30 protein-coding genes are annotated in these 23561 nt (G+C 39.7%); 4 read left to right on the plus strand and 26 right to left on the minus strand.

What is annotated here, in order from left to right:
* Positions 1-43 precede the first annotated feature (43 nt).
* Genes ACM0OX_RS09005 through ACM0OX_RS09020 form a run of 4 tightly spaced genes read right to left on the minus strand, consistent with a single transcriptional unit; the run spans position 44 to position 3997 of the window.
* Complete coding sequence (locus ACM0OX_RS09005) at positions 44-1567, minus strand: GH3 family domain-containing protein (RefSeq protein ID WP_414514578.1); 1524 nt, start codon at positions 1565-1567, stop codon at positions 44-46.
* Positions 1567-2175, minus strand: a complete 609-nt coding sequence (locus tag ACM0OX_RS09010; protein WP_414514579.1) for an acyltransferase — start codon at positions 2173-2175, stop codon at positions 1567-1569. Before ACM0OX_RS09010 ends, ACM0OX_RS09005 begins: the two co-directional genes overlap by 1 nt.
* Positions 2175-2924, minus strand: a complete 750-nt coding sequence (locus ACM0OX_RS09015) for a sterol desaturase family protein (RefSeq protein ID WP_414514580.1) — start codon at positions 2922-2924, stop codon at positions 2175-2177. The genes ACM0OX_RS09010 and ACM0OX_RS09015 overlap by 1 nt, the downstream gene beginning before the upstream one ends.
* Positions 2925-2974: 50 nt before the next feature.
* Entirely contained in the window at positions 2975-3997 is a 1023-nt protein-coding gene (locus ACM0OX_RS09020) for a Rieske 2Fe-2S domain-containing protein (protein ID WP_414514581.1), read from the minus strand.
* Positions 3998-4078: 81 nt separating this feature from the next.
* Here ACM0OX_RS09020 and ACM0OX_RS09025 point away from each other — a divergent pair, with 81 nt between their 5' ends.
* Both ACM0OX_RS09025 and ACM0OX_RS09030 read left to right on the plus strand, forming a co-directional pair.
* On the plus strand, positions 4079-4498 hold the full coding sequence (locus ACM0OX_RS09025) for a mCpol domain-containing protein (protein WP_414514582.1): 420 nt from the start codon (positions 4079-4081) through the stop codon (positions 4496-4498).
* Positions 4495-5277: a hypothetical protein gene (locus ACM0OX_RS09030; protein WP_414514583.1), complete on the plus strand. Its 783-nt coding sequence runs from the start codon at positions 4495-4497 to the stop codon at positions 5275-5277. The genes ACM0OX_RS09025 and ACM0OX_RS09030 overlap by 4 nt, the downstream gene beginning before the upstream one ends.
* 18 nt (positions 5278-5295) lie before the next feature.
* Here ACM0OX_RS09030 and ACM0OX_RS09035 read toward each other — a convergent pair whose 3' ends face one another.
* The 13 genes from ACM0OX_RS09035 to ACM0OX_RS09095 all read right to left on the minus strand — a co-directional run bounded on the left by ACM0OX_RS09035 (position 5296) and on the right by ACM0OX_RS09095 (position 13563).
* On the minus strand, positions 5296-5694 hold the full coding sequence (locus ACM0OX_RS09035) for a type II toxin-antitoxin system VapC family toxin (RefSeq protein ID WP_414514584.1): 399 nt from the start codon (positions 5692-5694) through the stop codon (positions 5296-5298).
* Positions 5691-5936, minus strand: coding sequence for a type II toxin-antitoxin system Phd/YefM family antitoxin (locus ACM0OX_RS09040; protein ID WP_414514585.1), 246 nt, complete (start codon positions 5934-5936; stop codon positions 5691-5693). Before ACM0OX_RS09040 ends, ACM0OX_RS09035 begins: the two co-directional genes overlap by 4 nt.
* 160 nt (positions 5937-6096) lie before the next feature.
* Complete coding sequence (locus ACM0OX_RS09045; RefSeq protein ID WP_414514586.1) at positions 6097-6561, minus strand: SMI1/KNR4 family protein; 465 nt, start codon at positions 6559-6561, stop codon at positions 6097-6099.
* Positions 6562-6575: 14 nt separating this feature from the next.
* Positions 6576-6968 (minus strand): deaminase domain-containing protein, encoded by a 393-nt coding sequence (locus ACM0OX_RS09050; protein WP_414514587.1) that lies wholly within the window; start codon positions 6966-6968, stop codon positions 6576-6578.
* Positions 6969-7000: 32 nt separating this feature from the next.
* Entirely contained in the window at positions 7001-7282 is a 282-nt protein-coding gene (locus ACM0OX_RS09055) for a 2Fe-2S iron-sulfur cluster binding domain-containing protein (protein WP_414514588.1), read from the minus strand.
* 18 nt (positions 7283-7300) lie between these two features.
* Positions 7301-8506, minus strand: a complete 1206-nt coding sequence (locus ACM0OX_RS09060; RefSeq protein WP_414514589.1) for a P-aminobenzoate N-oxygenase AurF — start codon at positions 8504-8506, stop codon at positions 7301-7303.
* 39 nt (positions 8507-8545) lie between these two features.
* Positions 8546-9451: a ferritin-like domain-containing protein gene (locus tag ACM0OX_RS09065; RefSeq protein ID WP_414514590.1), complete on the minus strand. Its 906-nt coding sequence runs from the start codon at positions 9449-9451 to the stop codon at positions 8546-8548.
* Complete coding sequence (locus tag ACM0OX_RS09070; RefSeq protein ID WP_414514591.1) at positions 9435-10496, minus strand: Rieske 2Fe-2S domain-containing protein; 1062 nt, start codon at positions 10494-10496, stop codon at positions 9435-9437. The genes ACM0OX_RS09065 and ACM0OX_RS09070 overlap by 17 nt, the downstream gene beginning before the upstream one ends.
* A 5-nt stretch (positions 10497-10501) precedes the next feature.
* Complete coding sequence (locus ACM0OX_RS09075; protein ID WP_414514592.1) at positions 10502-11242, minus strand: hypothetical protein; 741 nt, start codon at positions 11240-11242, stop codon at positions 10502-10504.
* Positions 11243-11503: 261 nt separating this feature from the next.
* Positions 11504-12508, minus strand: coding sequence for a Rieske 2Fe-2S domain-containing protein (locus tag ACM0OX_RS09080; protein ID WP_414514593.1), 1005 nt, complete (start codon positions 12506-12508; stop codon positions 11504-11506).
* Positions 12492-12914: an Mpo1-like protein gene (locus ACM0OX_RS09085; protein WP_414514594.1), complete on the minus strand. Its 423-nt coding sequence runs from the start codon at positions 12912-12914 to the stop codon at positions 12492-12494. The genes ACM0OX_RS09080 and ACM0OX_RS09085 overlap by 17 nt, the downstream gene beginning before the upstream one ends.
* Before the next feature lie 35 nt (positions 12915-12949).
* Positions 12950-13114 (minus strand): hypothetical protein, encoded by a 165-nt coding sequence (locus ACM0OX_RS09090; protein WP_414514595.1) that lies wholly within the window; start codon positions 13112-13114, stop codon positions 12950-12952.
* A 230-nt stretch (positions 13115-13344) separates the two neighbouring features.
* On the minus strand, positions 13345-13563 hold the full coding sequence (locus tag ACM0OX_RS09095; protein WP_414514596.1) for a hypothetical protein: 219 nt from the start codon (positions 13561-13563) through the stop codon (positions 13345-13347).
* Positions 13564-13640: 77 nt separating this feature from the next.
* Between ACM0OX_RS09095 and ACM0OX_RS09100 the strand changes: the two genes are divergently transcribed.
* Complete coding sequence (locus ACM0OX_RS09100) at positions 13641-14084, plus strand: GNAT family N-acetyltransferase (protein WP_414514597.1); 444 nt, start codon at positions 13641-13643, stop codon at positions 14082-14084.
* A gap of 54 nt (positions 14085-14138) precedes the next feature.
* A complete protein-coding gene (locus tag ACM0OX_RS09105) occupies positions 14139-14453 on the plus strand; it encodes a helix-turn-helix domain-containing protein (protein WP_414514598.1) in 315 nt (104 codons plus the stop codon).
* 180 nt (positions 14454-14633) lie between these two features.
* On the opposite strand, the gene ACM0OX_RS09110 is transcribed toward ACM0OX_RS09105, so the two are convergent.
* From ACM0OX_RS09110 to ACM0OX_RS09150, 9 genes are all read right to left on the minus strand, one after another.
* Positions 14634-16358: an N-acyl-D-amino-acid deacylase family protein gene (locus tag ACM0OX_RS09110; RefSeq protein WP_414514599.1), complete on the minus strand. Its 1725-nt coding sequence runs from the start codon at positions 16356-16358 to the stop codon at positions 14634-14636.
* A gap of 157 nt (positions 16359-16515) precedes the next feature.
* A complete protein-coding gene (locus ACM0OX_RS09115; protein WP_414514600.1) occupies positions 16516-17283 on the minus strand; it encodes a restriction endonuclease in 768 nt (255 codons plus the stop codon).
* 145 nt (positions 17284-17428) lie between these two features.
* On the minus strand, positions 17429-17764 hold the full coding sequence (locus ACM0OX_RS09120; RefSeq protein WP_414514601.1) for a XisI protein: 336 nt from the start codon (positions 17762-17764) through the stop codon (positions 17429-17431).
* On the minus strand, positions 17752-18195 hold the full coding sequence (locus ACM0OX_RS09125) for a XisH family protein (protein WP_414514602.1): 444 nt from the start codon (positions 18193-18195) through the stop codon (positions 17752-17754). Before ACM0OX_RS09125 ends, ACM0OX_RS09120 begins: the two co-directional genes overlap by 13 nt.
* Complete coding sequence (locus ACM0OX_RS09130) at positions 18182-19486, minus strand: glycosyltransferase (RefSeq protein ID WP_414514603.1); 1305 nt, start codon at positions 19484-19486, stop codon at positions 18182-18184. The genes ACM0OX_RS09125 and ACM0OX_RS09130 overlap by 14 nt, the downstream gene beginning before the upstream one ends.
* Positions 19487-19494: 8 nt before the next feature.
* Positions 19495-20154: a YybH family protein gene (locus ACM0OX_RS09135; RefSeq protein ID WP_414514604.1), complete on the minus strand. Its 660-nt coding sequence runs from the start codon at positions 20152-20154 to the stop codon at positions 19495-19497.
* Positions 20155-20338: 184 nt separating this feature from the next.
* The gene (locus tag ACM0OX_RS09140) at positions 20339-20461 is read right to left on the minus strand and encodes a hypothetical protein (RefSeq protein ID WP_414514605.1); all 123 of its coding nucleotides are present in this window, start codon (positions 20459-20461) and stop codon (positions 20339-20341) included.
* A gap of 125 nt (positions 20462-20586) precedes the next feature.
* Positions 20587-21666 (minus strand): homoserine O-acetyltransferase MetX, encoded by a 1080-nt coding sequence (gene metX / locus ACM0OX_RS09145; RefSeq protein ID WP_414514606.1) that lies wholly within the window; start codon positions 21664-21666, stop codon positions 20587-20589.
* Between the two features lie 180 nt (positions 21667-21846).
* A complete protein-coding gene (locus tag ACM0OX_RS09150) occupies positions 21847-23151 on the minus strand; it encodes an O-acetylhomoserine aminocarboxypropyltransferase/cysteine synthase family protein (protein ID WP_414514607.1) in 1305 nt (434 codons plus the stop codon).
* Positions 23152-23561 lie beyond the last annotated feature (410 nt).

Here is a 23561-nt window from a genome sequence, read left to right on the forward strand (position 1 = left end):
TAAAAATGAGCATAGACGCGATAAATCGCCGTCTCTACAATAATCAGTCTTTCGTCTTGACGGCAATTTTCAACTTCAATTCTTGTAAAAGTTCAGTGCTAATGGGTGATTTTTCCAAAATTGGATGCTTAATACCTCCCCAAATACTTCCAGTACGGATACGATGGGAAACTAATATTTCAGGAATTTGACTAGAAATTAAAACCTGTGGTGGTGCGAGTTGATCGATGGCTCTCGCTCTTTTGTAATGATATGATTCTGATAAAGCCAGATCCAGTTGTTGAGCGATAATTTCTGGGGTTTGTGTTGCCGAATCTAGTAATAAAATATAGTGTGGAGGCTCGGCAATAGGCATCAAGCTTTTAAAATTATTTTCTTGTAAGTTCAAGAGAGTCAGAGCATTATTTACAAAAGTTTCTTGCAACTTTTCACCCACTAAATCGCTAACGGCTTGATGTCGTCCGAGAAACTCTAAACAGGGAGTGTGGCGATAGTAATGAGTTACCCGGATGCGATCGCCAATTCGATAACGATACAATCCCCCTTTCTGCGATAAAATTATCGTGTATTCCTTGCCAATATTGAGTTCATGTAAACCATGCAGGGAACCAGTCTCATCCTCAAACTCGAAAAATACTTCATCGAGAACTGGCACACATCCCCCAGCGACAATCAAGGGAATCGTCATTGGGGCTTCGGTTGCTAGTAGTCCTTTACCTTGAATTAATACACCTGGAAATTGCGATCTTAATCCCTGAGCTTGATCTGCTGCATTGGCGCTATCCCAGCAGGAAATCAGCTTCAAATGTGGCCAGAGTTGCATCCAGGGAATATTACTTTCGCACAGGTGTTGCAGCCGATGATGTGAAATCCGGTTGTGTAATTCTCCTCTTAATAAATCTTGATTCTCTTGAATATATTTTAAATGTACTTGTAGAAAACTAGGACTCCAAATAGAGATAATTTCTAGTTTTTCAGCCTCTAATAATGCCAAAGCCAGTTGATGTTTAAACAAGTTCGCATCATGTAGCCGATTAAGTTTATTTGGCATCACCAACCAAGGACGCAAAAACCAACGCAACCAGCCATCTAAATAATCTAAATCATCTTGTAAAGTTTGGCTATCAGCTACATTTAATTGCGGCGAGATACAAGCATAAAGCTTGCCTGTGGAAAATTTCGGGCCATTTACAATCAAATCATGCGCCCATACACAAAACATTTGATTAAACGATCGCCGCAAAGATTGAGTATAAGGAATCCATTTTATTGCCCCACTACTACCAGAGGTTTTTTCATAGAACAAAATCGGTTCTGGTGTGAGGGAAATTTGCTGATGTTTGTGATTTAACCAGGGTTCGAGGGCATCATAATCTACGATTGGTACACACTGCCAATCGTTTACAGAATGAATTCCCAAAGTTTTACCATACTCACTGTTGATTAGGCGATCGCAAATTTCCTTTTGTACAGATGTCTGCATTAACTCTGGGTTATCCAAAGCTTGATGAAATCGCCTCGCAGTTGGTGCGAGAATTTGCCCAAAAAGCTGAATAATCGGACGCATTATTGCACCTTTTGATTAGGATAAAGGTTACTGACTGCTGGTACATAAGAACCATCACCAATGACTACACCAGCAGCAAGATTAGATCCAGCACCGACAAAAACATTGCTGCCAATCTTGACTTTTTTGACATACAACATTAAATTTTGCTTGCGGGGTTTAATGATGTGAGAATAGATACCGACACCATGCCCGATAACGACGCGATCGCCAATTTCTAACAAACTGCGATCGGCAATCTCCAATCTTGTTGTCCAGTATACATCTCGCCCCACTTTAGCACCCCACAATCGCAACCAACAGGAAAACACCCCCGGAATCAGTCGCAGCAATGCTTCCAACACCGGAATTGCAATATAAATTACCTGGATTTGATGACTACCCCACCAAGGACTATATTCTTTACCTAGTAGATAGCTAACACCCTCGCGCACAGGATAAAACCGTTCATGCAAGCGGTAAACTAGCACTGGTAGCCCATAAATAGAAAGGAACACCGCCAGAATGCTGAAAATGTTGGGTGAATAAGCAAGGTAGATTATTGCTGCCCCAGTTAGCAATAATATAAAAGTGGGAAAAAACGAAAGAATTTTACTTAGAACTGTCATTAAAATGGGAATAAAAGTTTTTGGAACAAGTTTAATGAGCTAGGGATTCCGATTATAGATGGGGATTCTTTGCTTTCATAATATGTTCCATGTAACTTATCCCAAATTTTCAGATTAGCGCCATAGTTATAATTGTGGATTTCGCGGCAATGATGCCAAGCATGATCCTGTGGTAAGATTAACCAAGAAGACAAAAATTGATAAAGCTTGGTATTTGCAGGAATTATCAAGCGGCTATGTCGCCATAAATCTAAGCCACAAGTTAGACTTACTCCAAGTAAATAACCTGTTGGATCGGCTAACAGATATAAAAATAAAGTGTGTATCCATAAATAAATAATTAACAAACTTGTCCAAAGTGTATTGCGAGAAGTTCCTAGTACATCCATCTGAGTAACAGTATGATGGACTTGATGAACTTTCCACAACAATTTAGTATGTAATAAACGATGATTCCAATAATATAAATAATCAATCACAACAAAACTGATAATAAAAGCCGGAATTAATGATATTTTTAAATATCCTTGTTGAGTGGGTAGTAAATATTGATAAAGCCAATAAACTAAAGTAGCTTGTAGTAAGGGAATTAAAATTCCTTGAATCGTTAACCCTGTACCATCTAGCAACCAATCTTCACGATTTTTAACTTTGAGTTGAGTTCGTCCAACCTGATTGCTAATAGTCCAACCAACTAATCCGATAAAAGAACCGAAAATTAGCAATTGTGCAAAATTATCTATTTCCACTTTTAATTGCTCACACTGATTAATTACGAATTACGAATTACGAATTATTTTCAAACCCAAAATGTAACTTTTACCGATTGATTTGGCAATAAACGCGGATCTTCTCCACGAGATATAGCTGCCATAATTGACTCTACAAATATATGGATTGTGTCCGCAGGCGTATTATAAAATTGTGTCCCGTATTTAGCGATCGCTTCCCCCTGAATACCCAAAATTTCCACGTCTTGGCGGATAATGTGTTGAGCAGTCCACCGCACAAAGGGACGCGCTAACTTATTCCAGATGCCATAGTTATAAGTGACATCGGTGTAAACCAGAGTTGAATTATCGGTTTCTGGAATAGATTGACTGGTAATGAACAAATGGCGATTATGTGCCATTCTATACTCTACAGAAGTAATATTTGGCATATAAAAGCGATCGCTATGTTTAATCTCTGCACCCTGCAAATTCAGAAAACGGCTGTACCATCCCAAATTATTGTTTTCGTTGCGATACTCCACCAAAACCGAACCATTCCACCGTTCTACAGTCATCTCTAACTTTTGTTTGCGGGAAGTACGGAAAACACCAGGATGAACAAAAGCCGTATGGGGTATATCAATAAAGTTCTCCGCACAATTAGTCACATTGTTAGCAAAACGGTTAATTACCCGCACCGTCTCCCATCCTATTTGTCCGTAGTGAGGCATAGAAAATGGTTCAAAATCAATACTTGGGGTATCGGCTAACCGCACATAAACATAGCCATCCTGTTCTTTGGTAGCGTAACCCTTGGCTCGACGCTGTGGGGAAGGTTTGAAATCATCTCCTTCGGCTGGAACAGCAATAACGTTCCCAACCGCGTCATATACCCAACCATGATAGGGACATTGTAAAGCGCCGTTACAGATTTTACCTGATGATAGACGGCTATTGCGGTGTAAACAGCGATCGCGCAAAGCTACGGGTTGTCCATCTTCACCGCGAAATATCGCTAACCATTCTCCTAAAACGGTGCGTGATAATACCTTGTTAGGTTGTAACTGTTCGCTGAGTGCGACAATGTACCAGAAATCTGCAAATTGCATGGTGGGTGGGAGCGATCGTATTTAAATTATGGCAATGTCTTGAGTAGAACTGCATTGCTGTATATTATTGTCAGGTAGTTGATGAGCTTTCAGCGAGGAGTTTCAAGAGGTAGCGTGTACAAAAACTCACTAATCTGTATAGGTGATGGCGATAATATAGGTGATGTAATTGATTTTTATCTACTTTCAGACAATCTTGAAGAAGCTAGTCAGTTTTCGTCCAAAGTAAAAGTAACTCTTGAAAATATAGCGGGACTAGCAGAGAGGGAAATTCATGCTTCTTTAGTTTACGTTGCTGGTGATGATATATGTTTTACTGTTTCAGCAGATTTAAATATAATTGAAATTCTGACTTCCTATTCATATTTGTTTCTTAAAGAAACTGGAAAAACAATGTCATTTGGCATAGGTAGTACATCAGTTGAGGCATTAATTTCTTTAAGAAAAGCAAAAGTATCAGGTAAGGGATGCGTAATTAGTTTTGGCGGGGGTCAGAATTGAAAGCACTATATATTTTCGTAACTACTGATAGACCAGATCAATATCTTAATTCAATTGTCCGTTGTATTGAGGAAGGCACAAAGAAGATCATATTTGTCCAGGTTGAAGATAGTCAAACTGAACAAGTTAAACTCAATTTGTTACGAACAAATGTTTATAACTTAATTCAGAACCTTTCAATAGGTTGTTACAAGTACTACATTGGCGATCTTAAAGATACAGTTGTCTCCCTTGATACTCTGTACAATACCGATGAATTTTCTAGATTGAAAGCAAAGTATAGCTTTTGTTTATCAGATAATATCAATTGGGAAGTTGAAAGAATTCAATATCTCGATTTAAGACAATACATATCATCACTTAAAAAAAATAAAGATTTAATTATTGATGTTACAGCAGTATCCAAAGTTTATATAGGAGATATATTTGCTTGTTCTTTGCTTGAAAATATTAATAGTTTATATACATTTGAATTATTAGTAAAGCCTGATTTTGATAAACCTTGGAAAACACTTATTCATGAATTAGAAGATAGTAAAAAATATAACTATACTAATTTGGTCTCAACACCGATATTTAAGGAGAGTACTAAATCAGTCTTGATCAGAACAACTCCTTTGTTGGTTTCGATCGTTGGTACTGTTTTATTTATAGGCTTAACACTTGCAGCGATTTCTATTCTTGGTTTCAGTAGTATGTTTGCACAAGCTATGAGTACTGTCGGAACCGTATTGGGAATTATTTCATTTTTCCTCATTTACTTTCCCATACGTACTTAAAAAATTACGTAAACATTTTCACGATTTGGCAGCCCAAATCAGGGAAATATTGTATTTATTGAACATGGAATCAGAACTAACAAGCGTCATTTCTTCTATCTGAGCCTGTGCAATCAACATTCTGTCAAAAGGATCTCGATGATGCAACGGTAAAGCAGCCGCTTGTAAAGCGTGAGACGCTGTAATTTCTAGCGATCGCATTCCCAACTGTGCCATCCGACTAGAAATATAACTGTCTAAAGGATCTGGCAGTGGCAACTTGCCGATAGCAACTTTTATACCTATTTCCCAAATACTGGCAACTGATAACCATAATTCATTGTTTTCATCGGCAATGTGGGCGATCGCTTCCTCATTCAAACGCTCTGGTTGTGCAAACCACCATAACCAACACTGCGTATCTAGCAAAAGTTTCACTCCTCACCGCCCTCAAATGCTGCCAATATCTCATCTGTTAAAGGAGCGTTAAAGTCCTCTGGAAGTACAAAACGCCCTTTATCCTGTCCTAAACTATCGCGGCGATTTGATGAGGTGCGAAACGGAACTAACTTCGCAATGGGAATGCCTCTGTCAGAAATAATGATTTCTTCTCCATGCTCTACCCGCAACAAAAGCTGTGAGAGATTCGTTTCAGCTTGATGGATATTTACAGTTTCCATGATTTTATCTAAGTCCTAAATTTAGTTTAACCAATTCATCTTACAGCCTTAAAATTTGAACATTACCGCAAAATAAGCTTTCTCAATTCGCTTTTCGTTAGTACAAATCAAACAGTCTTGGGTAAAAAGAAAACTGATGTCAATTTGATGTGCTAAATATCTAACTCGCTAAAGACATTGAAGATTTTAAATAAAGGTCTATTTCCACCGCTAGAAAATCACTAAATGTATCATGACTTTTAACAAAACAAGGCTCTTGTTGCCCTTCGCAATATGAGTAAGTTGGTGGATTATCACCTTCTGAAAGCCTGAAAAAGCTAAACTGATAACCCTGGTGCATGAAAAATACAAAAGCATCCTCTGGTAAAGCTTCAGGAAAATCATTTTCTACCAAAAGTTGTTTAGCCCATTCTTGAATTCGCTGTAGATGCTGGTAAAAGCAATCTGAACCACGCAAAAACTTACCAGCACCATGCCCCATAATCTTAAGAAAATCTTTGTAAATACTGGGCAAAGTAATACCCTGCTGTTGTTCAAATTGAATTATTTCCAAATCTGAACATGGCGAAAGCTGATTTTCGTTAAAAATAAGCTGAAGTGGTTCGGGTAAATTGCGAATTGACATTTATACCGACTCCTTTACGCAATGTTTCCGTGATGTACATTTAGCTGAATGTTCGGGAAAGTTTGCCTAAACTGCTTAATGACATACTCACACGAATCACATGGCTCTCTTTCGGTGAATAACTCAATCTTACCGTTTACTTCTCTATTATTTGTATATTTTTCAGCAATCGCTTCTAATATTTTGTACTCTGAGTCTAAGTCTCTTCGATGTCCGGTGACTTCAAAGGTTTTAAACATCGGTTGATTCGGTAAAACAACCGCTCCCTCTCGTAATAGCTTACCACTAAAGGCGAATAGCTCGGTAAACGTCTCATCTACCCATACTCTAGCAATAGCAACATTTCGGGCTGGTGCTGGCACGTTACAAGTTTTACGAATTTCTGCGACGCGCTTTAACCAATCCATACTTGCTCTTTTATTTGTTTTTAAATCACCATCTAAATCTTACGAATTTCAACATTACCTGTATTAACTTGACAAGCTAACCGGGCATGAGGATGATTAGCTGCTAAAGTCTCTAACATTTCCTGTTCATCAGGTTTGGGAGGCGGAATATCACCAATAACCTCAACCAAACAAGTGCCACAAATACCAGTCCGACAACCAAACAAAACAGGTGAATTCTGAATCGTGAGATGTTCAGACAAACTTTGATGACATTCCAAAGTTATAGGGACAAAATCACTTCCCGGAAACGATATATTACAGAATTCAGCCATAATACAAAACAATCTTACCTAAACAACACTCTCCCATTCTTCTTTGCGCCTTTGCACCTTTGCGTGAGATAAAAACAAATCCTCTTGATGTTCAAAACCTTGAAAAGTCCTTTTTTGAGTTGCCAAATATCGAGAAATTGAATTAGTAGCCATCAGCGACATATCCCGATTACGTTGCCAAAGATAATCGAGTTTTTCAACATACACCTGATAAGATTTCATCGCCTCCTGATGAGTTGAAAAACTGCGCTGCAATCCTTCCGACTCCTCGGTAAAACAACGCCGCATCATTTCTTTAGCATCTTTGTCACTCATCTCAAAAATTGGCGATCGCAGCACCCGATAAATCTTGCCATACAACGCCGGATCGTACCAAAAAATCCCGTTAATCGCAGCTGAAAAATGAAAATGATCGCGCTGACATCCCAGCAACCCTAAATTAGCAACCAGTCGCTCAAAAGCAGTCGGTGGCTTAAGGCAAGTGACAACATCGTGAGATATAATTGTCGAACTATTGAAGTGAAAACTTTCATCCATGAAGTGATAATAGGAGACTTTAGCCGGAATTGGAGCAGCTTCAGGATGGGGATGTTTTTGATAATAATTGCTGAGTTTGTGCTGTACTAATTTACCGTTTAGTGTCCGCACTCCCCGGACAGTGAAATACTGACAAGCCAAAAAAGTATTATTGGCAGAAATTAGCCCAAAGTATTGAAGTTGAATTTTTTTCCACCAAGTTTTTAGGGCATTGGTGTCAGCATAAACCATCGTTTCTGTAAAGGGGCCGCGCATGGGGTAGGTAAAGATAAGTTCCCCAAACAACGCTTGTTCAACCTGTTTGGCAATTGTGCGGAAGGCGTTAATGTGCGATCGCTCTTGGGCGGATTCCAAGTCTAATGTATCGCAGATTAAGCGAAAATCTTCTTGGGCGTAAAGTCCGGCTGCACTAGTTTGATTGAAAAAGATAGTTGCAATTTCAGCAGAAACAATTTGTGAGTAGTAAGCTACCCAGTAAAGTTGGTTCAAAATTATACGCTGATGTTGGCTGGACTGTTCCCATAAAGGTGTACCATATAGCAGAGAAAATTCCTCTGGGTTCCAATACTCGTTTTGACAATCTTCATAGCGAAACTTACTGACAGCTTCATCCATTAAAGCAGTATGATCTTGCTGTTTGTTGCGGGTGTGGTTAATTTGTAATTTGCGATGAATAGTTTTTTCCATATCCGTTTTTATTTCACGCAGAGATAAGATTGATATTTATTACACACATTGATGGGCGGGGAGTGGTTCAAAGGCTCCGCGTTCTTCTAAATTTTGCAGGATGGGATGGGCTGATTTTCCTCCCATGAGCGATCGCAATATTTGTAATCGGGTTCCACTATGGGTTTCAGTATCCAGTTCTTCTAAGATTTGGATTTTTTGCGATCGCGTCAGATGTCCTTTGACTTGTTCAATTGCTGCAAGTAAGCTTTGTGGCCCCACCTGTACCATAAACAAAAACTGTGCCAATACATCAAGAATTGTTGTTTGACTGAATGCTGAAACAGTAATTTGATTAAACAAGGTGGTTCCCGTAGCGTGATGACGGGATTCAGATTGTAAAAAACTGGAAAAAAGTCCTGCTAAAACTGGATCGCGGCATTCCTTCGCTAAACGTCGATAATGGCTTAAACCCCATCCTTCTAAAACGACTTGCAGCACAAACAACAAAACCGTTTTATCTGCACTTTCAACCACTTCTGATAATAAGCGCAAAAATGGATCGTCCGTGCTATTTACTTCCATTTCTGGCAAAAAATGGCTAATTTGGTGAAGGTGGGTAGCTTCATCAGCTGTAAACAATCCATAAAGCATTCGCTCTTCAACTGTTTCTGCTAACAGTACCATTTTTGCCATGTAGCCAACGCCTGCTTTCTCAATGAAATATGATTCTTCTAATAAACTGCGGTTGGCAAGTTCTAGAATAGCTGATTGTTCAGTAAGATTAGATTGTTGAAAAATTTTGACTTGATGTAAGTTAAAAAAATCAGCACTCCAATAATTTAATTGTGGATAATTATCATAATTATTCTGATTAGGTAATGCTGCTGTTAATATCCGTAGTAAACGGTCATTACAATCTGTGTGTGGTAGGTCAAAACCGACAATGTTATATTTTGAATCCATGTTCAGGGTTAGGTGTTGATAGAGTTTGAATATTTGGATAATTAACAGTGTCCCAAGTTGCCCAGGTTAAAGCTTTCTGGTGATTAACGTGCTGAATAAATTCCAGAATAGATTGATCTGCTTTAGTAGGAGTCTTTAAATCAAACTGAATTGTTTGAAATACCTGTGTATCCCCTTTTGCAAAGTAATTACCAACTTGCTGAGTTAACCATAACAAACCACGATTTAAAACCCATCCCCAAAATCCCGGACGCTTGGGAGTAACAAGAATTGTTTGCCCTTCAGTTTTCCCACCTTCTATCATTCGCAGTGTAAATATAATGTAGAAGTGCAAGAAATCTGGGCCTAGCGTCACAGTGCCAGTGCTGCCATACCAGTAACACATACTATAAGTAACTTCGTTGCGATATAGAGGACGAATCAGGCGAATTAACCAGGAATCATCCCCTCCTCGTGTAGTGTTGCTGAAGGTAATAGCGTTGGGATTGAGGTTTTGAGAATCAAATACAATCTCTAAGGGCAATTTGTGTACTGTATTGAAATGGTGAGCATCAATTGCATTAATTAGTAAGACATTGGGATGGCAGTTTTTGACAAATTTAGTCCCCAATATATAATCACAATCTGTCTGTTCTAGTTCTGGTACGAAGGGCAGCGAACTTGGCTTTTCTTCTCCTACCCAAACCCAAATTATGCCGTACTTTTCTGCTGTATGCCAAGTTTTAATACACACAGGTAGGGGTTTTCCGAGAGAAGGAACATCTACACAAATTCCGCGACTGTCATACTTCCAATTATGAAAAAAGCAGCGAATTCCATCATCTTCTACTTTACCTTCTGCTAAATGAGCGCCCATGTGAGGACAATAAGCATCTATAGCTACTACCTGATCACTAACTCCCCGATAAATTGCCAGATTTCTACCTAGCAAAGTTATAGCTTTTACCTTGCCAAGCTTTAATTTTTTTGATGGGAATGTCCAGTACCATCCCTCTAGAAATTGTGTTGGATTATTAAAGTTTAAGTGTGGGTTGGTAGATGACATAAAAGTTAAACAAGAACACAATCTTGCACAAATTTTAATGATGATTCTGACTTCCACATCCGTTGGCCAGAACGGGTGAGATTGTCATAATTAATTTCAGTTAAACAAACCAATTCATCACCTAACCGATAACCAGGGTTTTTTTCCTCGAAAAACTGGATATGAGGATTACTTTGTCGTCCTGATGGAATTTCAATCAGCCCTTCCCGTAAAATTTGGGGATGCGGAAACCGGACAATACCAGTTGCTTCTTGATAGAAGTTACCATAATATTCCTGTGCCAAATTACCCATTAGATGCTTAACATCAGTAGGTGTTGTAACATCATAACGCGGATAGAAATCTTGCCAAAAAGTAGGGAGAAAACGATAAGTGCGAAAACCAGAGCAAATTAGCAGCCAGTAAAGTTTATTTTCTGCATAATTTTGACGAAGAAAATTGATGGCGGCAATCCAACTACGTGGTAGTGTTGTACTCGACCAAGCACTAGGATCAACGATAGTGTCGCCGGAATATACCACACTAATTTTTTCTCCCAAAAAAGTCTTTTGGCATAACATCAAACTTGAAAATCCTTTGAGTGCATTGGATGTTTCATCTCTCAACAATAAAACCCAGTTTTTGCGCTGTAGATCAATTTCAAAACTATCCCAGGTTATACCTTTAAAGTGATTTTGCAGTAAAGTATACATGGCGGTGCGATCGCTTGATTGCAACTTTTGAACAGGAATCAGCAAACTCTTCATTACTCGTAAATTACTTAAATTCGATTTGTATTATATTTAATTAAAACTTTATCGACCATTCTGGTAAATTTACGGGGTAATGTGACAGATTCAAAAATGGTTATTTACGCTACAATTCTGTATTTATATCTTGCACCTTCTCGATATAGAGTTGATGGAAATTGCCCACTCTGCAAAATAATTAAGATGTATTTAGATCGAGAAACAAAACGCAACATTACTAAAGCTTTTGTTGGGTTAGTGGCAACGTAACCAGATGTATTATTCTACACCCCTATTTTTTGACCATCGAGACGGTTTTAGCTGATTTACATACTCCATATATTCAGCTAATGGCTGATCAATACTAAGGAGCAACTTCGGATTAAAGCGAATATTGTCGTAAATCTTACCATCCTCATCCCTGAGCATATAGTAAGCCAAGCGAGTACAGAATAGCAAAAACTGACTTAGCAGATATCCTAGAATACCTTGACGTTTTTCAGTTACATAAATCGGTTGAATTATCGTTCTTCCAGGTGCAATTGGAGTATAAGCATATATCATAAACAGTGGTGGAAAAAGCCTAACATCTTTCATCATTGTTAACAAGCCAATGCAACCATGAGCATAACGCATTGAATATTGATATGTAGAACCAAGAAATCTTTGACCTAACTTTTCTCTCCAAGTAGTTTGAGGGAATTGTCCCCGCATTGTAAAGTCTATTTGTGTGCCTAATTTGCTGCGATGTAGCGACAAATCCATTTTGATATCTAAATGATGAATGGTTTTTAAATGTTGAGCATCAATCCCATTCATCATACAAATATGGTGATGGCAACTTCTGGCAAATGCAATATCAGCTTGTGTAACAATTTCTTTTCCCTTCAATTCATCAAATTCAGCCACTCCCTCTGGTGCTTTAGTATCTGGATAAATCCAGATAAATCTATATTTTTCCTCTGTTGCATAGGCTTGTAATTTAGCTTGAGTAGGAATTTCTGATTGACAGGGAATATTTTGACAAAACCCTGTTTCATCAAATGCCCAATGATGAAATGTACAACGAATCCAATTACCATCAACCTTCCCAATTCCTAAATCTGTCCCCAAATGAGGGCAGTAAGCATCTAAAGCGCGTACTTGCCCATCTTCACCTCTAAAAATGACAATTTTTTGACCGCATAAGTCTACAGATTTTGCTGTTTTTTTAGGTATTTCATGACTAGGACAGACAATATACCAACCCTTAGCAATTACATTCCAATTATTGAATATTTGCATAATTGTTTGATAGATAATTATTTAATATTTCTTGTCGTTGGCGAATATCATCTTGATATTTACCCATCACAATCCTGATTAACATTTTACCTAAACAATAAGAAGCCCGCCAAGAAAAAACAGCATCTTGTAAATCAATATGGCTACGCTCAAATAAAAAATGTCCGGTTAATCCCAGCAATTGAGTTAACGGTAATCCTAAGAGTAACCAAAAGTTTTGCAAATTCCAAGTATAAAAGAGTAAACTGTAAAAAAATAATATTCCTAAAATGTGTAGAGTAATATTAATTGGATGTTGATGTTTAAGAATAAAAATATCCCAATAGTCTATAAAAGGATGATCTATAATTTGATTATTAATTCGATTTCTTACCTTTTGTTTAGGATTAGAATTGATATTAATCATAAGAGAATGGATGAGAAATCAATATAATTTATACCTTAATAGTCATTGTCAGCTACACAAATTCCTTTACATTTAATACCGTTTGTAGCAGTACGCTGGCAATGAGAACATAAAACTTTTTCATTTTCTGTTTCTTGATTTATCTCTATACTAGTGCCTGTCTGTAGCTTGTCTTTTTCGGTTTGAAGTTTTTCACTCATAAGAATGGAGGGATTTTTTGCTGTTTAAATTTTACAAGTTATTTACGAGTGATTATTGGTGAGACACTATCTAATATAGCAAAGTCATACCTGTCCTGAATAAACCGATCGCTTCCCTCTTCTGTAGGTATTACTCTCATAAAAATAGTGCGTTATGTTTCGTTAACGTAGCGTACAGGAAGAGCGATGCCTACGGCGGGTTGCACCAACGCACTGGGAATTATCCTTGTCTACAACCCTGATAAGTGGGCAAAAACTTCTTGCTGCCAATAATTTATCCGGTTTTCTCGTGTTGGTGATTTACCGATTAGTTTACGCCAAGCACCATTTGCTGCACCACTAGGATGAGGAAACTCATGGTGTTTGACTTCTAATTCTATACTTCTAATGGCGTTTAAGTAAATGCTCAGTAAACCAAAAAGTTTTTTCAAAAGAGCGATTGTTCCCATTCAGATGTAGTACACACGATTCGCGTAAACGAGAACTGCTATATGTGTAAACTGTATTGAAGTGATGAGGGCATTCAATGGAAGTTTTCTTGGCTAATATTAATCATCTTGAAAGTGTTTCAGTACTATTTGATCGGTATCGTATTTTTTACAATCAGGCATCAAACCTTGCAGCAGCCAAGGAGTTTCTCAAAGAACGTTTCAAGAATAATGACTCGGTAGTGTTTGCAGCTAATGATAATGGAGAGTTAGTTGGATTTACCCAGCTTTATCCTAGCTTTTCTTCAGTGTCGATGAAACGAGTATGGATATTAAACGATTTATATGTGGAAGAGTCGTATCGCCGGAAGGGAATTGCAAAATTATTGATGAGTGTTGCGGAAGAATATGCAAAAGAGAGTGGAGCAATTAGAGTAATTTTAGCTACTCAAATCTCTAATATAACCGCGCAAAAATTCTATGAAGCGCGAGATTACATTAAGAATGAAGAGTTTTACCATTACGCTTTGCGGTTGCAGTAATGCCACATTCATGCACTATGCCAAGTATAGGAATTCGCTGTCAGGAGTAATGTAATGGATCAAGCGAAGAGAGAAGATTTGCAATCTAAAGGTTGGAAAATTGGCACAGTTTCAGATTTTTTGGAGTTAACACCCGAAGAAACTATCCTTGCTGAAATTAAGCTAGCCCTCAGCCAAAACTTGAAGGAGCGCCGACAAAAACTGATGACTCAAAGTGAACTCGCTGCTAAGATTAGTTCTAGCCAGCCTCGGATTGCTAAAGCTGAAAATGGCGATGCTTCAGTATCAATTGAATTGTTGATCCGGGCAATGTTAGCAACAGGTGTAACTCCTCAAGATATTGGGCAGGTGATTGCTGGTGTGGGGTAAAAGCAATTCAATGCTAAACTCTCAGAGACTTCCAAATAAAAAAATGTCTCAAAACTGACCCAATAACCCTCTCTATTTCTCCTCTCTCTCTGTTCTCTGTGTCTCTGTGGTTCGTTTATTTGGATAATTTATTTCTTGGAAGTCTCTCAAACTTATCTTTACGCTTCTGTGTAAGATAATTCAACAAGGAAACAAAACACTTCCCAACCTTTCACGCCCCAAACGATCGCTCACTTCACCCCGACAAACAACCTGAACCCCATTAATATAAACAGCTTGCACAATCTCATCCGAACCACGCTTAACCATCCGAGGTTCACCATCTAAAACCGGATCTGATATCTGCACCTGCGGGCTAATTGGCTGATTTAAAGCATTGGGATCGAGTAAAACTATATCCGCTTTCGCACCAACTTTGAGAACTCCCGTATCCAGACGAAACCAACCAGCAGGTTCTCCCGTAACGCGGCAAATGGCAGCTTCCGGTGAAAGAAACTTCGTTGTAACTGCTTGTTTGAGCAAAGACAAAGCTCCATCATAGTAGCCCAGGTTACGCACGTGAGCGCCAGCATCGGTAAAACCAGGTAAAATATGCGGATGCTGCATCATCGCTAAACGGGGTTTTAGGCGATCGTTTGCTCCTGTAGCTACCCAGCGTAAATCTGTATCGTATTTTTGTAATGCGTGGATAAATAAATCCACTGGTTCTTGTTGCTTTTGACGAGCAATTTCTGCAAAACTTAACCCTTGCCAACTTGCTTCGGGACAGTGAATAACTTCCATCAAATCTAACTGACGATGGAATGATTTACGCCGTTTACTCAGCCATTCTTGGCGAAACTGACGACGAAAATTTTCCGATGCCCATAGTTGTTGTCTTTCCTCTCGTGACTGACAGCCATTGAGTTGTGCGCCTGTGGAGAATTCTTCAAATAAGGGAGTTACAGATCCATCAGAGTAAATGGTGAAGGGTTCGGTTAAGGTTTGAAAGCGCACATTCCCATTTAGAAGGCGATTCCAAATAAAAAGTAGCGGGGAAAATATTCGCCATAGTTTGCGATCGTGTACGGCATCTAAAGCAGATAGGACAGTTAGCCGCAGTGGTTTTTGTCCAATCCCTGAACCCATACGCAAAATATCTACAAAGGAAGCGAGTCGTTGTAAATTGGGTGTGACTTGAAAAACGCGATCGCTCCGCCGACATAAATCCGCTAACATTGCATATTCTTTAAATTTCGCGTGTTGAGAGGGAATTGTGCAGCCTTGCCACTCCCCACTCATCCGATGCCAGGGAAACATATCAATAGAAATGCCAATAAAGCCAGCATCTATTGCATCTCTGGCTATACGCTGCATAAGATTTAGTTCAAATTTTGTCGGCTGAACGGTTAAGCTACGTTCTAATCCCATCACATGAGCGCGTAAGGCACTGTGTCCAAACATTGGGGCAACATTGGGGCCAAGGGGTAACTGTTGCAAATGCTGTAAATATTCTGCTGGTGTCTGCCAGGAAACCGACTTTTGTAGCCATTTTGCAATCAGCCGATGGGAAAGTGTCTCTACCCTCTGAAAAATATCAGCCAGGATTTGAGGTTCTGCGATCGCAACAGACAAGCTACAATTACCAATAACCACGCTGGTAACACCATGACGCACTGATTCACTCAATCCTGGTGCAATTTCTAACTCTAAATCGTAATGAGTATGAATGTCGATGAATCCAGGTGTCACCCATAACCCAGAAGCATCAACCACTTCACGCGCTGGGGTAGTTAAGGAGGGTGCAAGGGTGACAATGCGGCCATTTTGAATGCCGATATTTGCGCGCACAGGTGGAGAGCCTAAGCCATCGAAAATTAACCCGTTTTGAATCAGCAAATCTAACATTATGTATGTTTTTCTCACTGCTATGATTTTCTTGGATGTAGTTCAAAACCTAAATCTGTGCGGTAAAAACATACATCAAACTCTGCAACAAATAGGCATACTGCTACTCTCAAATATAAATTTAGTGTCATTATAGGCTGGAGATGAAGTTCTAGGTACTTAGCACACTTAAGCCTTAATTACTTCTATTTCGTATTACTCGATCTACCCACCTCATTAAATCATCCTTATCGACTTTACCCAAGATGTACTTATCCCTCCGCACTCGTTCAAGAGCGCCCTGTGTAAGATAGGTTGAAGTTACTAAAATCCCCTTACTTGCTTTATGTTCGCTACGAGTATCTGCTAATTCTCGAATTACTTCTATCCCAACTTTGTTACTAGCTTTTTTATGCTTCGCTTGCCAAACAGCCCTAAATAATCCATTTTCACCTAAATCTTTGGTTGCAATTAAATCTTTTCCTCCATCATTGCGTCCTGATCCTAACTCTACTGAGTATCCATCTTTTTCTAATAGCTCTGCTATTAACTCTTCAAACTCTCGCCAATGAAGAGAATCAAGTCTTATTCCACCATCTATTAATTTCTCTAGAACACTAAAACTTGGCGATAAACGAATAATTTCTTTTTTATTACCAGGCAGTAAAAGCTCTGCTATATTATATGAAATATTAAGTTTTGGAATGAAATTATCAATGAATTGTCCTTCATAAATTACTTTCTCAATATCGTTTCTCAAGCGTAACTTTTCAGATGGAGTAAGCCATTTCTCAATTTGCTCAAGTAATAGCTTTTGATCTAAATCATTTTGAATGGTAGAAAGTTCAAGAACCGGGAAAAGATAATCATCCTTATCATACTTATCAAAGAAAAAACCTAACGCATGGTCATAACCAAAGATAACTGTCTCATCTTTCTCTGTCTTGGAAACTATTTGTGACACATTAACTCAACTTGGCAGGCTATCTACATTTACAAATGTTAAATATACTACTTGCTTAAACTGTTCGTCCACAATCTCAGTTTTCACCCAGTACGTAGTTTACCGCTGTAGGCATCGCTAATTATTCCGATTTTCTCAGTTAAACTTATGCAACACCATATCCCGTATATTGCCTGACATTTTGCGGATGAAATCCTAAAACAATTTTATCTTTAGGAATTCCGGCAGCTTCTAATTCATAGGTAACACCATCTTCTGTGTCATCCCGTTGTACCCAGATTTTGCCATCAATAATATCAATATGAACTAAGCAACCGTGAATTCTTTTAGCACCATCCCAACCAAGAGTTATCAGCAAATAGCTGTCATTTTCGCGATCAAAAACTGTTTTACACTCAATAGCTGCGTAGGAATAAGGAATTTGTGTATAAGGTACTAACACCTCTTTGATGATGCGTCGATAGTTATCTAAGGTATCCATTGGATAATCCTCTCAGTTTCAGGATTAAAAACAAGTAAATTTAGATTTTCACTTTCTATTAAAAGTGTACCAATTGGTTCTTCAAATAAAGCTGTGAATACGTTGTCACGCACTGCTAGGTATAATATTCTATCAGGTTCTAGGCGACTGATAACAGCACGATACAGAATAAATCCGCCGATGGCATTTTTGAGGTCTGCCATTTCTGAAGGACTGACAAAACTTTTAATTTCTACGGCTATTTTTTTAGTTCCTTGTTCTGCGGCTAAAAGTTGTTTTGCTCCTAAATCTACATACATATCTTTTTGACCCCATTTTAAATGTAGGGGATCATCTGTAATTATCCAGCCTTCTTTAATTAAATAATTTTTAACAGCATCGTGATAAATATATTTTGCAGGCATATTAGATTTTATTTTATTTATTTCCATAATCACTGTCAGGATTTCCACCACGATGTTCAGTTTTAACCCAGTGCGATCGCTCTTTTTGCAAACACATTTTTAAAGTTGTCACAATCATCACAGGAATCCAATGCACCATGTATAATGAGCCTTGAATTGTTGCCCAAAGCAAAGACCATCCTCGTAAACTTTGAAATTGGTAAAGTCCAGCAATAAAGGCAATTGTCAAAATGATGCTGAGTAGTGTCTGGAGGGGAAACAGAACTGGATGATGGCTATAAAATATTGTCCAAAGTAAGTCTGGTATTAGTCCAATTGGTAGAAGAAATTGCAATAAGAAAAACAATAGTAAATCAATTTCTTTCGCCCAACATAAAGTAAGGATTTGCGGGAAATAATCTAGGTAACGCTGATAGCCACCTTCAGCCCAACGACAGCGTTGATACCAAAGTTTTTCCCAAGTAGTTACACCTTCTTCTTGAATTGATGGAACTGTAACAAACTCAATTTCTGCACCTGCTAAATAGAGTTTGAAGCAAAGATCCAAATCATCGGTGACAGTGTTCTCATTCCAACCTTGACACTTTTCTAACAATTCCCGACGAACTAACATCCCATTACCCCGCAGTTCAGACATTCCACCAATAGCAATGCGATGGGTTTGTAGAAAGCTATCACAGCACATTTCCATCTGCTGGCAACGGGTTAAGAAATTGGTATTAGCATTAGAAATCGCTTTTCGCACTTGTACTGCACCGATCGCTTGCTTCTGAAACAGAGGTACTGTTTGCTGGAGAAAATTGGCAGGTAATTGAGCATCCGCATCGCAGACTAGGATAATCTCGCCTTGCGTAAAGGGAAACACTGCATTCAACGCCCCTGATTTACCACCTTTTGATTCCCGTCGATGAACTTGTAAAGCTGGAAATTTAGTTTGTAATTCTTTCAAAACCTGGGGGGTTTCATCGGTACTGCCGTCATCAACAACCCAGATATCTAGGGAATCGCTGGGATAATTCAATTGGCATAGGCTGTAAACTAGATTAGCTAAGACTGGACTTTCATTTTTAGCCGGAACTAAAATCGAGACTGGCGGTAAATAAATCTCACTCTCCATCACCGCCGCCTCTGGTTTTGCTAACAGCATCCGTAACGTTTGCACGGTCAGAATTGCCGTTAATCCCAGCATCAACCATTGTGTTTCTGGTAGCCAGTGCAGCAAACTCACGCCACCCCAGACTAATAAAACTACTATGGTTGCTTTGAGACGACGATGAAAGCTAATATTTTTACTGGGCTGATAAGTGTTTCTTCCCACTTTATTTGCTATATCCTTTCGGTTCGTAGCTTAGTTCTGCGACGTAATAATAGCATCGTCACTGCTCCCAGAAGGAAACCGCCCACACCTGCTGCAACTGCTAGAATCCGCCCCAATTGTTGAGCAGCATTTAGCACTGGGTTATTCAGCAGATTTGAGGAAAAATGCAGCGATTGAATCGTCCATTTATCTTGGAGTTTTTGCAGCACTGCTGTCCATCGCAATGCCATATCAGCCGCTTTGCCATCTTTGAAAGAAAAAGATGCGTAGGCGTAGCCCGTCGTAGACATCGCTTCTCCAGAGGCAACATCTATATCTGGAGTAAGAAATGTTCTAAGAGTATCTCCTTTTAGTTGCATTTTGATATCTTTGATGGAACTGGAAAACTGCTGATTCCAGTACTTTTCAAACTCAGGAACTTCGTGAAAAATCTGATTATCAACTGTTGTGATTGTGAAGTTTGGGTGCAAGTAAGGCTGTATTTTGGCAAAATCGCGGGTATTTAGGGCTTGCAGGGCAATATCCCGTGTGCGAATAATTGCATTTATCTCCTGTGGGTTGACATCTGCTAGAGCGTATTGGGGGAGATTCCAAATTACCAACACTAACAAAAAATTCCAAAGTAGCTGAGTGCATTTGTATATGCTTGCCCATCTCTGTTTCATCATCTAAAAAACCTGTAGATTGGGTGATGCTTACCGATAATTGTTTTAATCTTAATACCCACATTCTGCCACTTCTGTTGACTGGCGCTGATTAAAAGAATTTTTGCAAAGATGTTTCGACTCCCTTCCCCACAGAGGTACGACTACGATACCTCAGCTGCGCTCGGCACCAGTCAGGGCAAGTCACTCAACAACCAAGTAGGAAGCTTTCCGCAGATACCCGTCGCAAATCTGGTACACTATGTTTTAGTTGGCGCTGTCGCAAAATCTCAACTCCCGCGACTGTCGCCACTCTATAAATTTTTTCCATATACACAAGCTTTAATTTGGTAGGGTGCGTTATGGAATTTATTCTTAACTTACCGAAAATCTCTAACGGTGCGTTACGCTGACGCGATAACACACCCTACAAAACTACAAAATGAGATTATCGAGTTAGGAGGCTGGGAAATCTAAACTTCGCTGAAAAGAGATCAGTATTTCATTCAATGCAGCTATATCAATTAAAAATGCGTCATGTCCGTGGGTTGAATTCAGCCACGCCAGTTGAACATTAGGGATTAAATTAGCCAATTCTTGTTGTTCTACTGGAGGATAGAGGATGTCAGAATCAATTGCAACAACTAAAGTCGGTTGCTGGATGCTTTGCAGAATAGATTCATAATCTGACAAATCAGGACTGGTGCGATCGCGTGCAACATCATGGCGATCCATTGCGTGGGTGAGAGTGATGTAAGTATTGGCATCAAATCGTTCTGTCAGCTTTTGACCCTGATGCTGTAAGTAACTGGCTATAGTAAACTGCTCAGATGCATCATACTCGCGTCCAAAGCGGCTTGTAAAACTATCCCAAGAACGGTAAGTAGACATCGCCATCATCCGCGCTACTGCTAGTCCTTGGTTTGGCGGCGCATCGAGAGTGTAGTTCCCTGCTTGCCAGTTTGGATCGGCATAAATTGCCTGTCTTTGGGCTTCACTCAATCCAATACACCAAGCTGAATGTCTTCCAGAAACTGCGATGGGTGCGATCGCTTTCACTTTTTCTGGATATAACAACGCCCACTCCAGTGCTTGCATTCCACCGAGTGAGCCACCAATTACTAACCGCAGAGATTGAACACCCAGGTATTCTAATAGTGCAACTTGCAGGTGAACCATATCTCGGATTGTAATCTTAGGGAAGGATACGCCATAAGGGTTTCCCGTTATGGGGTTGATAGTACTTGGCCCAGTTGTGCCGTAACAACTTCCCAAAATGTTGCTGCATACAATAAAGTCGCGTTCTGGATTGAAGGCTTTCTCTGAACCAAACAAAGGTTCCCACCAATCATCAGCGTCAGCGGAACCAGTTAAGGCATGACAAATCAGTACCCCATTATCGCCTTGAGCATTTAACTGTCCCCAGGTGCGATAAGCAACCTGAACCCCAATTAATGTTTCGCCGCCTTCTAATTGAAATGGCATCGTCAGTTGGTAAAACTGGGTTTGCGGTGAGATGAAGTCTGAGTAGATCATATCTAGGAGTGGGGAGATGGGGAGGCAGGGGAGGCAGGGGAGCAGGGGAGCAGGGGAGCAAGAAAGAAGTTGCAGTCAGTTTCCCCCTCTGCCCCTCCGCACCTCTGCCTCTTGTGCCCACTTGCCCTGAGCGTAGCCGTTCGCGTAGCGTCTCGCAGAGAAGGGATGCCCAATTGAGAACTAAATCCTAACTTGCTGGAATGCCTGCTGGAAATCTGCTTTGATGTCGTCGATATGTTCAATTCCCACTGATACTCTCACCAAATCGGCTGTGACTCCTGCTGAAAGCTGTTCGTCATTACTTAGCTGTTGATGGGTTGTAGAAGCGGGATGAATAACAAGGGTTTTCGCATCACCAACATTTGCTAAATGACTCGCTAATTTCACATGATTAATAAAAGCTTTACCCGCCTCTAGTCCACCTTTGATACCAAAGTTTAAAACTCCCCCAAAGCCATGCCGAAGATATTTTTTCGCTCGTTCGTGATATGGGTGATTAGGAAGCCCCGGATAATTAACCCATGATACTTGCTCTTGCTGCTCTAACCACCGAGCCAATTCTAAGGCATTGCTCACATGACGATCTACACGTAGAGAGAGAGTTTCTAATCCTTGCAGTAACAGAAAGGCGTTAAATGGACTCAAGGACGGGCCAAAATCTCGTAATCCCTCGACTCTAGCGCGAATAATAAAGGCAATGTTACCAAAGGAACCACCGGGGCCAAAGACTTCTTGAAAATTTAGCCCATGATAGCCGGGTGCTGGCTCAGTAAATAGAGGAAATTTGCCATTACCCCAGTCAAATTTACCCGAATCGACAATTACGCCACCGATGGAAGTACCATGTCCACCAATCCATTTAGTTGCAGATTCCACTACGATATCTGCACCATGTTCAATTGGCCGAGCTAGATACCCACCAGCACCGAAGGTATTATCCACAATTAAAGGTATGCCGTTTTCGTGGGCAATGTGAGCTAAAGCGGCAAAGTCGGGAATGTTGAATTGCGGATTGCCAATGGTTTCAACGTATAATGCTTTCGTGCGATCGTCGATCGCTTGACGAAAACTTTCTGGGTCATCTCCCTCAACAAACTTGACTTTAATACCTAAGCGTGGTAGAGAGACTTTAAACTGGTTATATGTTCCACCATACAGAAAACTAGTGGAAACAATATTATCCCCAGCCTGAGCGATGGTAGCGATCGCCAAAAATTGCGCCGCTTGCCCACTAGCGGTTGCTAATGCTGCTACACCTCCTTCTAAGGCAGCAATCCGCTTTTCAAATACATCCGTCGTTGGGTTCATGATGCGGGTGTAAATGTTGCCAAATTCCTGGAGAGCAAATAACCGCGCTCCGTGGTCGGCGTCGTTAAAAACGTAGGAAGTCGTTTGGTAAATCGGTACAGCACGAGCATTCGTTCCAGGAGCCGGCTCTTGTCCAGCATGAACTTGCAGGGTTTCAAAACGATATTGTTCTGACATAAACAGTTATTTGAGTTTCCAATTATACAAACAAGTAATAATAATTGAGCCTTGTTTTGGATGAATCAACGGTAATTCATAAGGTTTACCGTATTTTAACTGGTTGCGCCCAGGATTCCTCATCTTTAGCACAACAAGTTTGGTATAACTTATACCAATTTGAAAAATGATTGCCACAGATGGAAAACTGAAACACTTATCCAATGGATGTTTCACAATCCAAAATCTAAAATCGTTCGACTGAGAAATCCAAAATGGTATTACTCACTCACTTAGCGATCGCCACAGTGTTGAAGAAGAATTCAGCAGCCAGAATTCAGGAGCGGAGTCGGGGACGCTCCGCCTCCGGTCAGAATAGACCTCTTGCATAAATCAAAAATAAGAAAGAACCCCACCCCGCCAAAGCTACG

It is taken from the genome of Nostoc sp. PCC 9305 (assembly GCF_963920915.1).
Taxonomy (GTDB): Bacteria; Cyanobacteriota; Cyanobacteriia; order Cyanobacteriales; family Nostocaceae; genus Nostoc.

Bases quoted from the DNA above. Each gene is read 5' to 3' on its own strand.
- ACM0OX_RS09065 (WP_414514590.1), bottom strand. From the start codon at position 9,451: ATGGATTCAAAATATAACATTGTCGGTTTTGACCTACCACACACAGAT.
- ACM0OX_RS09140 (WP_414514605.1), bottom strand. From the start codon at position 20,461: ATGGAAAAAATTTATAGAGTGGCGACAGTCGCGGGAGTTGAGATTTTG.
- ACM0OX_RS09060 (WP_414514589.1), bottom strand. From the start codon at position 8,506: ATGGAAAAAACTATTCATCGCAAATTACAAATTAACCACACCCGCAAC.
- metX (WP_414514606.1), bottom strand. From the start codon at position 21,666: ATGATCTACTCAGACTTCATCTCACCGCAAACCCAGTTTTACCAACTG.
- ACM0OX_RS09150 (WP_414514607.1), bottom strand. From the start codon at position 23,151: ATGTCAGAACAATATCGTTTTGAAACCCTGCAAGTTCATGCTGGACAA.
- ACM0OX_RS09025 (WP_414514582.1), top strand. From the start codon at position 4,079: ATGAGCTTTCAGCGAGGAGTTTCAAGAGGTAGCGTGTACAAAAACTCA.
- ACM0OX_RS09010 (WP_414514579.1), bottom strand. From the start codon at position 2,175: ATGACAGTTCTAAGTAAAATTCTTTCGTTTTTTCCCACTTTTATATTA.
- ACM0OX_RS09045 (WP_414514586.1), bottom strand. From the start codon at position 6,561: ATGTCAATTCGCAATTTACCCGAACCACTTCAGCTTATTTTTAACGAA.
- ACM0OX_RS09120 (WP_414514601.1), bottom strand. From the start codon at position 17,764: ATGGATACCTTAGATAACTATCGACGCATCATCAAAGAGGTGTTAGTA.
- ACM0OX_RS09090 (WP_414514595.1), bottom strand. From the start codon at position 13,114: ATGAGTGAAAAACTTCAAACCGAAAAAGACAAGCTACAGACAGGCACT.
- ACM0OX_RS09105 (WP_414514598.1), top strand. From the start codon at position 14,139: ATGGATCAAGCGAAGAGAGAAGATTTGCAATCTAAAGGTTGGAAAATT.
- ACM0OX_RS09055 (WP_414514588.1), bottom strand. From the start codon at position 7,282: ATGGCTGAATTCTGTAATATATCGTTTCCGGGAAGTGATTTTGTCCCT.
- ACM0OX_RS09075 (WP_414514592.1), bottom strand. From the start codon at position 11,242: ATGAAGAGTTTGCTGATTCCTGTTCAAAAGTTGCAATCAAGCGATCGC.
- ACM0OX_RS09125 (WP_414514602.1), bottom strand. From the start codon at position 18,195: ATGGAAATAAATAAAATAAAATCTAATATGCCTGCAAAATATATTTAT.
- ACM0OX_RS09020 (WP_414514581.1), bottom strand. From the start codon at position 3,997: ATGCAATTTGCAGATTTCTGGTACATTGTCGCACTCAGCGAACAGTTA.
- ACM0OX_RS09005 (WP_414514578.1), bottom strand. From the start codon at position 1,567: ATGCGTCCGATTATTCAGCTTTTTGGGCAAATTCTCGCACCAACTGCG.
- ACM0OX_RS09095 (WP_414514596.1), bottom strand. From the start codon at position 13,563: ATGGGAACAATCGCTCTTTTGAAAAAACTTTTTGGTTTACTGAGCATT.
- ACM0OX_RS09085 (WP_414514594.1), bottom strand. From the start codon at position 12,914: ATGATTAATATCAATTCTAATCCTAAACAAAAGGTAAGAAATCGAATT.
- ACM0OX_RS09100 (WP_414514597.1), top strand. From the start codon at position 13,641: ATGGAAGTTTTCTTGGCTAATATTAATCATCTTGAAAGTGTTTCAGTA.
- ACM0OX_RS09080 (WP_414514593.1), bottom strand. From the start codon at position 12,508: ATGCAAATATTCAATAATTGGAATGTAATTGCTAAGGGTTGGTATATT.
- ACM0OX_RS09135 (WP_414514604.1), bottom strand. From the start codon at position 20,154: ATGATGAAACAGAGATGGGCAAGCATATACAAATGCACTCAGCTACTT.
- ACM0OX_RS09070 (WP_414514591.1), bottom strand. From the start codon at position 10,496: ATGTCATCTACCAACCCACACTTAAACTTTAATAATCCAACACAATTT.
- ACM0OX_RS09040 (WP_414514585.1), bottom strand. From the start codon at position 5,936: ATGGAAACTGTAAATATCCATCAAGCTGAAACGAATCTCTCACAGCTT.
- ACM0OX_RS09050 (WP_414514587.1), bottom strand. From the start codon at position 6,968: ATGGATTGGTTAAAGCGCGTCGCAGAAATTCGTAAAACTTGTAACGTG.